Here is an 11,991-nt window from a genome sequence, read left to right as displayed (position 1 = left end):
AACTTAGGACAACTTGTTACTGGCTTTTAAGAAGGCCATAGATGTCGCTAAGGTCATAAGCCAGATAGCCCTTTTTTCTAAGTTCACTTTTGTCTTCTATGTTTCTGGCTATGATTCCATATATCTTCTCCCCTACCTCCAGCTCTACGGCTTTCCGTTCAAGACTCGCAACGAGACTTTCTGCTTCCCGCATGTCCAAATCACTCCACTTAACCTCAAAGAGCAGTGCAGCACCTTCACTTTTAGACACAGCCACGATATCTATTTCCTTGTCTCTGCTCCACCAGCCCCCAACAGCTTCGGGCCTCACAGGTAGCTCGCCTCGCCTCGTTGCCTGTACAACGAATTCGCGTGCTATGCGTTCAAATACCCATCCTAGATAAGTGTTGAAGTTTTCCTGCTCCCTTTCCCAGACTTCATGTTCAAGCCCAGCCTCGAGAGAACGCATGTTCGGCCATACAAACTTGAACCAGAACGAGAAGAAGGGGTCCCGTATCGTGTACCGAGAACGGCCTTTCCCCACCAGAGGCTTTTCCCTCTCGATTAGGCCCAGGAGCTCCAGGTAGGATAGGTACGTTGTAGCGTTTTCCCTCTTTAGCCCTGTGGCGCTGGCTATCTCGCTGAGAGTTGTCCTCCCCTGGGCAATTGCGCCTAGAATATCCATGTACCTTGCTGGAGCCCTAAGCTCCTCCATCAGGAGGTATACAGGCTCTTCGTGTAGGGCACCACGCTTGCTGAGGACTAGCTTAACAGCATTCTCCTCTGGGCTCTCATTCTCGTCGACAAGCTCGAGGTATGCCGGGGTCCCGCCAAAAACGCCGTATATCTTCACGGCATCTACCGGGCTCAGCCTGTCAAACCACTCTAGAACCCCTCCGAATCCCAGGGGCTCAAGCTTGATGACAGCCGTCCTCCTGCCATAGAGCGGGGCATCCCCACGCAGAGCAACGCGGACAATTGTGCCTATAGCCGAGCCCGAAAGTACAAGGACTGAACCTGTCCGAGACAGCTTCTCGTCCCAGTACCTCTGCAGAAGGGAAAGCGCCCCCTCAACCTCTCCAAGCCTCTGAAACTCATCAATAACGACAAGGTAGCCCTGCTCCATCTTGGTAGCGAGATATTCGAGGAAAGAGTGAAAGCTTGGAAACCTAAACCCCTTAAAGAACTCGCCCTCTACACTGCGGGAAAACTCTTCAAGTATAGTCTCAGAGCCTCCCCTGGGGACATAGAAGTACAGCCCCCTCCTCTTGCGAAGGAGTTCCAGTAGTAGCCTAGTCTTGCCCACTCTTCGCCTCCCATAAACAATGACAAGCTGGGACTTTCCACTTGAGCACAGCTCCCCTAGTTGCTCTAACTCCTCTCTCCTATCAACAAATCTTACAATCATAATTGTTACAATCTAGATTGTAACAATTTAAATGTTACTACAACCAAGCGAACAGCGTTACTCGCACGGTTTAACTCTGCGGAAGAGCCAAAAGCTCATAACTATACGAGGTAGAGATTCATTCTTGAGAGAGCTTGAACAAACGACGCCTAAAGGAGCCCTACCAAAGCCTGCTTGACGAACTAGTTAAGGCCCTACATGAGAAGCCTGGAGACGACCTAGTATCTGTCGTTATCTATGGGTCTGCGGCGAGGGGGGAGGCTACGCTTATACCTTTGAACCAAAGATGTCTGTTGCAGTAATTACGAATAAGCCTCAAGGAGCTGGCTGGCCTTCTTGCTCCTCTTTACCTCTCTCAGCAACACCTTATCATACGTGACAAGAACAGCGTCAAGCTTCTCGGCCAAAGCAACATAAATCGAGTCATAGACAGTTAACCCTTTTTCAAAAGCTATACTGACAGTTTCACCAAGAACTTCCACAAAGTCGTGAACAACAAGTCCAATACTCATCGTTGCCGCAACACCATCCGCGACATCTCCAGGCGTTAAGCCCCGCGAATACCTAAGCAGGTTTGCAAGCTCAACAAATACAAGACTAGGAACATGGGCCTCAATCTCGCTTCCAATAATTTTGTCGCGAAGGAGCTTCATTTCCCTTGATTCCTCCTCTACAAGAAACCACTTCGCCAATGCACTCGCATCAAGCACGACCCTCATTAAGCCACCCTTCTCCGAGACTCCCTAAACTCTCTTATCACTTCATCAGAGGGCTTCTCCAATTTAGCCCTACGAGAAATATCATCCATGACACTGACAGCCCATTCCAGCTCTCTGCGCCTAACCTCTTCCTCGAGAGCCCTCCGCAAAACCTGACTAACGTTCACATTGTATCTCCTAGCCTTCTCCAACAATTCCCTTTTCACCTTAGTAGACACAGTAACGTAGCCCACATTCTTATTACCTAAAAAGGTAGTATAAAAATACGACTCCAATTCCAATTCAAACGATTGTCGATACATTCCTGCTAAAAGCCAAGTATCTTGTCTTTTATAGCCCAGAATATATAGGCACAGCTGAAAATTTTTCACCTACATGGAGAAAACAATGCTCAAATAATAAGACCTAAAAGCTTGTGACCAAGAAGATACTAACCGGCGAACCAGAACCCATACTCCACAAAAGTGAGCTAGATCTCGTTAACTGGTGCCAACTCCTTCATTTGCAGTGCAGGAGGCCTCTGCTCCTGAACACCATTTAGATTGATGTACGCCTCGGCAATAGCCTCCCCAAGCCTTGTCAACTTTACTACCCTCGACTTTCCGTTCAGCTCCCTCACCAGCAGACCCTTCTCCTCCATTTCCTTTATCAAGCGGCTATACGTAGCCTTAACAACCTGATCCCTCCAGTTCTCGCCCATCCACTGAATAAGCTGGGTAAGGCTACTCGCAGACCCATTCTTGAGATAGAGCACCTGCAGAATCCTCACCTCCTTTTCAAGCTTTTCATCCTCCTCGGAACCCCCCTCCTTCCTTTGCCCCCTCTTTTTAATCCTCTTGTTCTCGTCAAGCAACAAGTCTACGCCAGGCTTCTCTATCTGCTGGACAGCTCCAGGGCCACTAGAAGCCCTAAGACTATCCTTCTTAGCTATAAACCTCGCAAACTCCGGCGTATCAGGATCAGGTATAAATTCGCCCACCTGTTCAGGCTGAACCGCGTAGAGCCTGCTCCCGGGAAACATCATAGAAACATTAGTAACACACGCAACCATCAATGGAGGCATATCCGTGATATCTATCAGGGTCTCCTTTTCCCTCTCAACCCATAATACCTGGTAAAACTTGCTATACACACTCTGCTGGTTCAGCGGATTAACCTTGACAGTCACCGGCTGGAAAAACGAGAGCTTCTCGGCAAGCCTCTTAACGTTGTACCGCGACACCGCCCCGTACCGGTCAGGCTTCTCATCGTAAAAAAGGTAGACACGTTCAACTGGATACTTTAGCCTGACCTGCTCGAAGCCCTGAAGTATCAGGTTTGGGTGGAAGCCTACGTAGTGCAGTGTTACTACCATTGGTACGCCACTTCTGCCTCTATAACGAATTCGCGTTACCAGTATATATACCTAGTGTTATTGTTGTCGGGAAGTGTTTATGGTAACATTTTATTGCAACTATTTTCCCAGATCTTCCCATCTATCCTGGTAACTAAAAAATGCTACTATAATACGGATATAATACGGGGATACTAATTGTTTTCTGTAGAATTGTCCATGTTATTCTCGCGCCTTTTATAAGAGACGTGGCACGGGTAGAATATGATCATGTATGGCGTCCTTGACTAGGGCTGGCTACCTAGATGTCGATGTGAAAATGCTTGTCGAGAAGGTCAACCAGATATATAGGCAGAAGGGGGGCTTCGTCCAGCTGACGCTGACGGGCGAACCTGTGAAGCCCTACCCCTACTTCAGGTTTGACGGGAAGATTATCAAGGGCCCACCCATCTCGGAGACAAGGTTTAGGGCTGTCGAGGAGGTTCCACACAAGGAGACCGTGGTCTCTGTGGACGCGGCGGCCCGAATACTCTTCGACGCGGGGAGCTTCAAGATAGTGTCTGCAAAGGTCGCAGGGGGAGTATGGAGGGGGGTAGAGCGTGTAAAACTCATGGATACAATCAAAAGAGTGAAGGTGGTCGAGAGCCTAGACGAGGCTGCTGACTGGCTGGCAGAAGTAGAACTCGAGGCAGTGGCTGGCCTCGTCAAGAGCTATCCTGGTGCGCTCGTCCTACTTGACAGGCCCCTTGTGTTTAGGAGTGGCACAATGTCCGCTAAGGCCTACAGGCGTCTGGTAGAGAGGGACTGGAGGGTGGTCGGGATGCCTAAGAGTAGCAGTATAAGGCTTTCCAGCGGGGAGAGCGCCTTGGGCTATGTGTCGAGGCTTGGTAGCAGGATGTTTAGGGACATGGCGTGGAGCTATTATCCCCTCGTAGAGGACGAGAAGCTGGGCATAGGAATAGGTGCCGTGAAGCTTTCGCCGAGCGGGCCGGTCTTTAGGCTCGATGTTGCTTGGGAGCTCTCGCTGAGGGCCGACTTCGAGTACCTGTCAGGGATGCTTGCTTACCTCCAGGACTTCACGTCGCCGGGCTACCCGTTGCCGCTCAAGATTGTCCACAACCTTTCCAGGATAAGCGACGATGAGCTGTCTATGGACAGGGAGCTACTACTTGAGGAGCTAGGCATATCCAGCAAGGCGTCTATTGCCTCGAAGCTGCTTGAGGACAGCGGTGGCTCAGAGTTCAAGGCCAAGTATCTCTGGGGTGGTATACCTTGAAGCTCGGAATAGTAGTGTGGACCGAGGGGGTGACGGTAAAGTTTAGGATAGCGCAGGAAGCCGTTGTCGAGAGGGGCATGCTGGTAAAAGTCGAAGACAAGGGGAGAACATACATACTCAAGGTTGTAGACTTCAAGCCAGAAAGCCTGCTTACTCCGGCAGAAATAGCGATCATAAGTAGCAAGGCAGACAAGGGCGAAGCCGTACAGCTCCGCGAGAGGGACCTTAGGCTATACGACACAGCCATCTCAACAATCGTTGCACAGATAGACATGGACGGGGAAGTCCACGGGCCAAGCAGTGTCCCCTCGCTGTTTGCCGTCGTAGAAGAGCTGGAGGAAGAAGACCTAAAGGCTCTGAGGCTACACACGGGGGACATACCCATAGGCAAGATACGCTTCGGCCACAACGTTATAGACGTAGACGTCACCCTCGACGGCTCAAAGACGATACCCCACCACGTACTAGTAGTGGGAGGAACGGGGGCAGGCAAAAGCAACTTTGGAAGAGTACTAGCGGGCTCGATTCTCCACACTGCTGGCAAATACAGCCTCGTCATATTTGACTGTGAAAGCGAGTACCTACTAGGTTCAAAGCCCGGCGAAATGGGGCTCGCGCACCTCCCCTTCTCAGAGGAGTACCTCTTCCTCGTCTCAGACAGGGTTCAGAGGCCAGGCAGAATCAGGATAGAGCTTCCTGAGCTGGGAGAAGAGAGGAGCATACCGGCCTACCCACTCAAGATGGACATAACGCGTCTAAGGCCAAGCGACTTCACCCTCACGGGAGAGTTCTCTGGGCCGCAGGAAGAGCTCCTCTGGATGGCATACAAACAGTTCGGGGAAGAGTGGGTCCACTACCTCTTGTCTGGAGAGGGAAGGGCGCTCTACTCAAGGCTTGGGAGAATGTCTGGAGTAAACACTATAAACGTGGCAAAGAGAAAGGTAAAGTACCTCACCGGTGAGGGAGACATATTCTGCAGGGACTGCGGCTACGACCTTGCGGGCACCGTGCTGTCGATGATTGCAAAGGGACGCGTGGTCCTCATAGAGACCCCCTTCGCCACGGAGGGCGAAGAAAAGCTCCTGGCAACCGTGGTTGCGGAGAGGATATTCCGGGCATACGAGAAAATGAGGAAAGAGCTCCCAGACAAGTGGAGCCAGCTCCCCCCAGTCTTGATAATGGTAGAGGAGGCCCACAGGTACCTAGGCTCCCACGTCCTGGGCGGGAAGGGCGAGATAAGGGAAAACATCTTCTCGATAATAGCCAAGCGTGGAAGAAAGTACAAGGTTGGAGGCCTCTACATCACACAGATGCCAAGCGAGCTCATGGAGACGGTCGTGAGACAGTCCCTAACAAAGATAATCCTCTCCCTCCCAACGAGGCCCGACTACTCTACCATAATAAACCACAGCCCATACCTAGACGACGCAGAGGCAGAAATAAAGACACTAGACAGGGGAGAAGCAGTAGTAATCAGCCAGCCAAGCGGGTTCAGGCTAGCAGTATCCACCAGGATCTACCAGTTCGAAGAATACGCCCAAAGGCTGATACGCGAAGAAAAACTAGCACTACAACAGCGGACGGCCGAAGTCTCTAACGTTTGAAAACGGCGCACAACTCCATCTTTTATTTCATTTCGACGCAACATTATTCACAGAGAGATCAAGCTTAAGTAGCCTTCCACCATTACCTGTTTGACCCTCCCCCGTCCTAGCTCTCAAAAATACTTAACCAGGGCAGAAGAATCAATGGCTCTCACGGTCCTCTCTCACACTTTCAACAGCAAAGCCCTCACGGCTTGGTGTTACATCAGCGAGAAGCCCATTCCACTTTTCAACCATTCTACGAATCCTTATTTTCCAAGCAAGCTCCATCAAGAAGACTCTGATCCATCTACGAAAAGAGACACCGTTTTTCGGAACCTCCTTAACGTCCGTAGGGATCCCCCACTCATAATGGCCTCATTCTGTCTCGTAAACAATTAAGTAAACAAGATGATATGTTTTACTGGAACTAGGACCATTGCTATAAAAATTGTCAACGATTGACACCCTAAAAACGTCATGTGAATGTAGACCCGGGTCAAAGATAAACAAATACGGAACCACCAGTGCTGTCAAGGTCTTCCAAACTGGTGTGTGTCAGCATTAAGCTATCAATTTACATGTTAGCAGTGACGGGGAATTAAGGAACCCCAAAAATATAGTCATATGTAAAGATAGAAAGCATTAACAATCTTTTTTAGGGGCAATAACTATTCAAATTATGAAGGCGAAGGCGATCCATGAGCTCCCAGCTCAAGCAGAGATTCCTAAGGCTCCTAAAGGAGGACGAAGAGTTCAGATACGCCGTAGCCGGCCTCCTCGGCCTAGAAGAAATACTAAAAAGGCTGGACAAACATGAGGAACAACTTGTCAAGCTAAGAGAAGATTTCAATAAACTAAGAGAAGACATGAATAGGGGATTTGAACTCATCGAAAGAAGGATATCTGCTCTTGGGGCAAGATGGGGAATTCAGACAGGGGAAGCATTCAGAGAGGCACTAAAGGGAATACTAGAGAAAGAATTCGGCGTAAAGTTAGAGAGATGGATCACAGAGGACAACGAAGGTATAGTCTACGATTACCCAAGCGAGGTAGAAATAGACATAGCCATAAAGGACGGCAAAACCATCCTAATAGAGATATCTTCCCACATAAAGCCATCCGACATACCAACCTTCAAGAGAAAAGCCCAACTCTACGAGAAAACAACTGGCAAAAAGCCAGACAGACTAATAATCGTCACCCCCTACGCCGACGAAAAAGCCCTAGAAATAGCTAAAAAATTAGGAATAGAGATATACACAAAGACATAGAATGTGAAGATGGATGGTGCTGTAAGAGAGATCCTTCTCTACCATCAAGTTGTAGCTTAAGTGATAGTTTTGTGGCTAAGGGTAAATTAATGTGTATAACCAATGGTTAAACTTAGGCTGAAGGTGGGTCCAAAGGGTCAGGTAGTTATCCCAAAGGTCTTGCGGGAGAAGTACGGCATTAGGGAAAACGGCTACGTCCTAGTGGAGGCTAGGGAGAACGAGCTCGCTATAGTGAGGGCACCGGGCATCGAGGAGACCCTTGAATGGATCAGGCAGAGGAGAGAAAAGCTTAGGGCGAAACAAGCCAAGCTAGGAGAGCTCGCGGAACTAGACCTCGAGGAAGAGTTCAATGAAGATCTTTGCTGACGCTAGCCTCCTCATATACCTAAACGCACCTATGCCGCGTGCTGGGCTCAGCTTCGAGGTTAAGTGATACCAACAAGGAGTGAAGAGATGTATTGAATTCGACCAGACTCGGCTAAGCTCCATTGTTAAGCCAATGTCACGGATAAAGGAGGGAGAAGAGCAAGTAGCAAATCCTTGAGATTAGCAACCATCCAATCCAGTAAAGATGGATACTCACACCCGCGATCTTTAAGGGTTAGCCGTGGTAAAGAATTTATTTTCAGGCGAATATTTATCTTGGGGGCTATGGAGCCACTCATATGGCTGTTTTACGCATTGCTTGTAGCGGGCATGCTTTTGATACTGGTGGGCTTCCTAGTTATGGCCTTCTCGGGCCTGAGGAGAGGCGGCGAGGCCGAGGCTGGGGGCGTATTGATGATTGGCCCGTTGCCCATTATCTTTGGCTCTAGCCCTGAGGCGGCGAAGAAGGCTTCCCTGCTTGCACTCCTGTTGATGCTCCTGTTTTTCTTTTTTGTATTGGCGTTGAGGCTGGTTGGGGTGTCTACGGGGATATGAGGGACAGCTTCGAGACGGGGCTAAAACTTGTTTTCGCGGGATTTGCTTTGGTGTTTCTAGCCGTCATTTTACTGGTGCTTTTGGGTCTTGCTTGGGGGAGCAACGTGACAGGAGGAACGGGGGCGTGCATATTTGTATTCTTTGTTCCTGTCTTCTGTGTTGGTGTGGGAGAGCCGGGCGTCGTAACGTTTTTGATGTTTCTCGGAGTTATCCTTATGCTTGTAGCGTTTGTCCTGTTTGTTTTGCTCCTTGTCTTGTCTGGGAGGGGGAACGAGGAGGTCTAGATTTCTTCTGTTTTGTATCTGTCGTATTCTGGGTCGTAGCCGTTGTCTGCTAGGAGGGCTTCGAGGTCGTCTACTTCTACTATGTGGTCGTCCTTGTCCTCGTCGAACTTTAGGTACTTTATGCCGAGCTCTAGGACGTCTTCGCCCCTTGTGAGGCGTTCCTCTATCTCGGCGAGTTCTTCGTCTGTTAGGTTTTGGCACTTCTCGAGGTAGCCCATGAGGCGTCTAAGCGTCATCTTCTTGGGCAAGGAGCACCACAGAAAAGGACAATGAAGGAGTTTTTAAACCTATCATCTAGGATGCAGGGCAGTTTTCCACAGTGGAAATAGACGAGAAAAAGAAAAAGATCTTCATGTTCCCTAAGGTGTTTTAGTGGTTGTTTGCCTTGAAGAATACAACGTATAGTAGGTATCCTGCGGCTGCCAGGAGTATAGTGACGCCTATTACTGTTACCAGGTAGAGTGAGGGGTCTTGTGCAAGTGGGCTCACGTTTTCTAGGTTCAACGCCCTTGTGAGGATGGTCTTATATGGCTCTGGCAACTTGTCGGCAATTAGTGGGGCGTTCGCGACGAAGAATGGGTACTGGCTGAATGCGTTGAGGTACTCCCCTGTAAGCACCGTAAGACCTGCGGCTACGGCTCCAATTATTGTCGCTTTGTATCCATTTTGAGAGAAGAGGATATCCGTGCCTTTTATTGGGGCCAGAAGGTAGAGTAGGACTACTGCCTGTATCAGGACTAGTATCATTTTTACTATGAATAGCCATGCGTAGCTAGAAAACGTTGGAGCGTTTAGGGCGGCTCCTAGACCTGCGAAGATGTTGTTGAACTTTACCGGGACGTTTACGAGGGCGAGGGCGTACCACGGACCCAGGAACATCATTGCTATTAGTCCCATGAGTGCTATTTTTATGCTGTCCATATATAGGCCCTTCTCGACCTGGCTCAGCTCCTGTCTCAAGCCTTTCCATGCAAGCACACCAGCTATAAATAGGAAGCCGAAGGTAAGCGCGCCCGTGACGCTTTTGAGGTATAGTGGCAGGAAGGTGGGGTTGAGCAAAGCATCTACGACGTTTAGGCTTGGCTTGGGCTCGAGGATAAGGCCTGCTGGAGTGTTTAGGAAAGCGAAGACAGCCCTGAATCCGAGTGGTATGGTGTATGCGGTTATCGTTAGTAGCCAGCCTACCATGTCGTGGAGGCTCTCAGTGAACCTGCCCCACCCGTACCAGTAGGAGACTATGGCGAAGAAGTGGAAGAGGATCGAGACAATGGATATACCGAAGGGTATCATCGTTATGTTGCCTGCTATCCCTACGAATTCTGGGTAGAAGCTGACAAGGAAGACCGTGAATGCTGTCCCCATAACGCCTGCAAGTCCATAGGTAACAGCGTAAATCTTGAAGAGCCCACGCGCGGCCTCCTCTAGTGCTTTGTCTCCGGTTTTGGCGGCTCTACGCTTTAGGAACGGGATCACTGTGGCTAGGGCTATTCCGACGTTGACTGCTACTATGTGTATCCCGAAGACCAGTCCCAGGAAGAGTGCTGGCGGATTCATTCTTCCTCACCTCTCAGACTTGGAACGAATAGGAGTCTCCAAGCCGCGTATACCTGCAGAGCCAAGACTGCGATGAACAATAGGCCTACTACTGCATAGGTTAGTGGATCGACGGGGTTAGCTGTCCTCGCAACGTCAACGGTCATTACCCCGTATATTGTCCAAGGCTTTCTGCCCATTTCCCTGACACCCCAGCCAAGGAAAGATACCAAATGGGCAATTACTGGCGAGGCGGCGAGGCTCCAGAGCCAGATATTTCCAGGTTCCTTCTTCATCCAAAGCATTACAGCCACAGCTAGTGAGAGGAGTCCAAGGAGAATTGCTAGTCCTGTTTTGGTATAGTAGAGGTAGTGTAAGATGAGCGGAGGCCTGCAGTCAGGAATGTTGGGGACGCCCATGAGGCTACAATAGTCCACTGGTATCTGGTCGTAGCCTGGTAGCTGGGCGTTGGGGTTCCCGTAGATTATTAGTTTCATTAGCCCCTCTATCCCGAAAGTCCTAGGAATGCTTAGTATCTGGTTGCTTGTGCCCTCCATGGCTGCTAGTTTCTCTGGGTTGTATTGTGCTATCTCCTCTCCCATTGTGTGCCCGAAGACGGCGCCCTGGAGGAGTATAGCTACAAGAGAGAAGTAAACGCCAAACTTGAGGTCGTCCATGTAGTATGCGGTCTTTTTCTTTGTGAGGAGCATAAGGAGGGCAAAGGCCCCGGCGAACGTGAAGCCAGTGACTGTTAGGGCTGCACCTATCGAGTGCAGGATGCTTCCAAGGTAGACTGGGGACTGGAAAGTCACCGTTGTGTAGCCGACAGTCCTGACTGTCTCTACAAGTATCTTGTCCACGACGTCCTTCACGAGGAGACCCTTAATTGCAGGGAGTGCTTCGGGCTTCACGACAAGGGCTAGGACGCTGTCTCCAACTGTCTTCATGCTCCAAGCCTCATACGCAAGCCTAGCTACTATCTTTGAGGGCATGTATACTGCTACCCCGTTGCCCATTTGCCCGACTACCTCCATGCCTAAAGACTGTAGCTTTGCGACGTCTAGTGCCCCGACAAGGTCGCTTGGGACTACGAGGAGCACCTTGGGATAGCCCTGGCTATACGTCCATCCCGTCTGCGGGTTATATGCTGAGACGATTCCCGTTGGGGCCACCATGTAGCTGTTTACGCTGACGATCATTGCTGCGCTGAACCATGCCCCAAACATTGCAAGGAAGGCTACTATTATCTTTGCGTTCGTCGAGAGCTTGTTCCAGCCGAACACTAGGAGGTATACGAAGACGATCTCTGTTAGGAAAGCGAAGATCTCGAGGTATAGTGGGTAATAGATGTATCGTCCAGCCGCCTCAAGAACGTTTGGCCACACAACGACTAGCCCAAACTCAACTAGTGTGCCGGATGCGGCGCCGAGGGCAAAGTTTATTCCAAGAGCCTTTGTGGCCGTCCTAGCAAGTTTTAGCCAGTTCTGGTTCCCGGTTTTCTTATACAGGAGTAGTAGGACAAGTATGGCAAAGGGCAGTCCTAGTGTGTATTGGAGCAGGATCCAGTGGAGCTCGATGCCGATGATTGAAATAATTCTTTCTGGAGCCGCTGGATAGCTAAAATATTGTTCTAGGAGGTTCATTCGATTCCCCCTTGCATATTAAAACATATTATTCATTA

General features: G+C 49.8%; 14 protein-coding genes. 7 read left to right on the top strand and 7 right to left on the bottom strand.

The window, feature by feature from the left end; translation table 11 throughout:
• Positions 1 to 16 precede the first annotated feature (16 nt).
• Complete coding sequence (locus QXT17_RS08385; RefSeq protein ID WP_020963378.1) at positions 17 to 1,387, bottom strand: ATP-binding protein; 1,371 nt, start codon at positions 1,385 to 1,387, stop codon at positions 17 to 19.
• Between the two features lie 134 nt (positions 1,388 to 1,521).
• Between QXT17_RS08385 and QXT17_RS08380 the strand changes: the two genes are divergently transcribed.
• On the top strand, positions 1,522 to 1,689 hold the full coding sequence (locus QXT17_RS08380; protein WP_020963379.1) for a hypothetical protein: 168 nt from the start codon (positions 1,522 to 1,524) through the stop codon (positions 1,687 to 1,689).
• Here QXT17_RS08380 and QXT17_RS08375 read toward each other — a convergent pair whose 3' ends face one another.
• The 3 genes from QXT17_RS08375 to QXT17_RS08365 form a co-directional block, all read right to left on the bottom strand.
• Positions 1,690 to 2,106, bottom strand: coding sequence for a type II toxin-antitoxin system VapC family toxin (locus tag QXT17_RS08375; RefSeq protein WP_020963380.1), 417 nt, complete (start codon positions 2,104 to 2,106; stop codon positions 1,690 to 1,692). It lies immediately after the preceding gene.
• Positions 2,106 to 2,339 (bottom strand): type II toxin-antitoxin system CcdA family antitoxin, encoded by a 234-nt coding sequence (locus QXT17_RS08370; RefSeq protein ID WP_240366736.1) that lies wholly within the window; start codon positions 2,337 to 2,339, stop codon positions 2,106 to 2,108. Before QXT17_RS08370 ends, QXT17_RS08375 begins: the two co-directional genes overlap by 1 nt.
• A 236-nt stretch (positions 2,340 to 2,575) precedes the next feature.
• Positions 2,576 to 3,460, bottom strand: a complete 885-nt coding sequence (locus tag QXT17_RS08365) for a hypothetical protein (protein WP_020963382.1) — start codon at positions 3,458 to 3,460, stop codon at positions 2,576 to 2,578.
• Positions 3,461 to 3,713: 253 nt separating this feature from the next.
• On the opposite strand from QXT17_RS08365, the gene QXT17_RS08360 reads away from it, so the two are divergent.
• From QXT17_RS08360 to QXT17_RS08335, 6 genes are all read left to right on the top strand, one after another.
• The gene (locus QXT17_RS08360; RefSeq protein WP_020963383.1) at positions 3,714 to 4,715 is read left to right on the top strand and encodes a DNA double-strand break repair nuclease NurA; all 1,002 of its coding nucleotides are present in this window, start codon (positions 3,714 to 3,716) and stop codon (positions 4,713 to 4,715) included.
• Positions 4,712 to 6,319: an ATP-binding protein gene (locus QXT17_RS08355; RefSeq protein ID WP_020963384.1), complete on the top strand. Its 1,608-nt coding sequence runs from the start codon at positions 4,712 to 4,714 to the stop codon at positions 6,317 to 6,319. The genes QXT17_RS08360 and QXT17_RS08355 overlap by 4 nt, the downstream gene beginning before the upstream one ends.
• Positions 6,320 to 6,999: 680 nt before the next feature.
• Positions 7,000 to 7,572 carry a PD-(D/E)XK nuclease family protein gene (locus QXT17_RS08350; RefSeq protein ID WP_020963386.1) on the top strand — a complete coding sequence of 191 codons (573 nt, stop codon included), beginning with the start codon at positions 7,000 to 7,002 and terminating at the stop codon, positions 7,570 to 7,572.
• A 102-nt stretch (positions 7,573 to 7,674) separates the two neighbouring features.
• A complete protein-coding gene (locus QXT17_RS08345; RefSeq protein WP_020963387.1) occupies positions 7,675 to 7,938 on the top strand; it encodes an AbrB/MazE/SpoVT family DNA-binding domain-containing protein in 264 nt (87 codons plus the stop codon).
• 285 nt (positions 7,939 to 8,223) lie between these two features.
• Positions 8,224 to 8,493 carry a TIGR00304 family membrane protein gene (locus QXT17_RS08340; RefSeq protein WP_020963388.1) on the top strand — a complete coding sequence of 90 codons (270 nt, stop codon included), beginning with the start codon at positions 8,224 to 8,226 and terminating at the stop codon, positions 8,491 to 8,493.
• On the top strand, positions 8,490 to 8,777 hold the full coding sequence (locus QXT17_RS08335) for a hypothetical protein (RefSeq protein WP_020963389.1): 288 nt from the start codon (positions 8,490 to 8,492) through the stop codon (positions 8,775 to 8,777). The genes QXT17_RS08340 and QXT17_RS08335 overlap by 4 nt, the downstream gene beginning before the upstream one ends.
• Here the strand turns inward: QXT17_RS08335 and QXT17_RS08330 are convergent.
• The 3 genes from QXT17_RS08330 to QXT17_RS08320 form a co-directional block, all read right to left on the bottom strand.
• Positions 8,774 to 9,025, bottom strand: a complete 252-nt coding sequence (locus QXT17_RS08330) for a hypothetical protein (protein ID WP_052886774.1) — start codon at positions 9,023 to 9,025, stop codon at positions 8,774 to 8,776. The two genes, QXT17_RS08335 and QXT17_RS08330, sit on opposite strands and share 4 nt — an antisense overlap.
• A gap of 121 nt (positions 9,026 to 9,146) precedes the next feature.
• Positions 9,147 to 10,331, bottom strand: a complete 1,185-nt coding sequence (locus tag QXT17_RS08325; protein ID WP_342783042.1) for a cytochrome ubiquinol oxidase subunit I — start codon at positions 10,329 to 10,331, stop codon at positions 9,147 to 9,149.
• Complete coding sequence (locus QXT17_RS08320) at positions 10,328 to 11,953, bottom strand: cytochrome ubiquinol oxidase subunit I (protein ID WP_020963392.1); 1,626 nt, start codon at positions 11,951 to 11,953, stop codon at positions 10,328 to 10,330. Before QXT17_RS08320 ends, QXT17_RS08325 begins: the two co-directional genes overlap by 4 nt.
• Positions 11,954 to 11,991 lie beyond the last annotated feature (38 nt).

The sequence above is a fragment of the Thermofilum sp. genome (assembly GCF_038871435.1).
GTDB classification, from domain to species: Archaea; Thermoproteota; Thermoprotei; order Thermofilales; family Thermofilaceae; genus Thermofilum; species Thermofilum adornatum.
The sequence above is the reverse complement of the archived record's forward strand: the minus strand, read 5'-3'. Positions and strand labels throughout refer to the sequence as shown.

Excerpts from the sequence above, each read along its gene's own strand:
- QXT17_RS08335 (WP_020963389.1), top strand. The coding sequence starts at position 8,490 with ATGAGGGACAGCTTCGAGACGGGGCTAAAACTTGTTTTCGCGGGATTT.
- QXT17_RS08320 (WP_020963392.1), bottom strand. The coding sequence starts at position 11,953 with ATGAACCTCCTAGAACAATATTTTAGCTATCCAGCGGCTCCAGAAAGA.
- QXT17_RS08350 (WP_020963386.1), top strand. The coding sequence starts at position 7,000 with ATGAGCTCCCAGCTCAAGCAGAGATTCCTAAGGCTCCTAAAGGAGGAC.
- QXT17_RS08325 (WP_342783042.1), bottom strand. The coding sequence starts at position 10,331 with ATGAATCCGCCAGCACTCTTCCTGGGACTGGTCTTCGGGATACACATA.
- QXT17_RS08340 (WP_020963388.1), top strand. The coding sequence starts at position 8,224 with ATGGAGCCACTCATATGGCTGTTTTACGCATTGCTTGTAGCGGGCATG.
- QXT17_RS08345 (WP_020963387.1), top strand. The coding sequence starts at position 7,675 with ATGGTTAAACTTAGGCTGAAGGTGGGTCCAAAGGGTCAGGTAGTTATC.
- QXT17_RS08360 (WP_020963383.1), top strand. The coding sequence starts at position 3,714 with ATGGCGTCCTTGACTAGGGCTGGCTACCTAGATGTCGATGTGAAAATG.
- QXT17_RS08385 (WP_020963378.1), bottom strand. The coding sequence starts at position 1,387 with ATGATTGTAAGATTTGTTGATAGGAGAGAGGAGTTAGAGCAACTAGGG.
- QXT17_RS08375 (WP_020963380.1), bottom strand. The coding sequence starts at position 2,106 with ATGAGGGTCGTGCTTGATGCGAGTGCATTGGCGAAGTGGTTTCTTGTA.
- QXT17_RS08365 (WP_020963382.1), bottom strand. The coding sequence starts at position 3,460 with ATGGTAGTAACACTGCACTACGTAGGCTTCCACCCAAACCTGATACTT.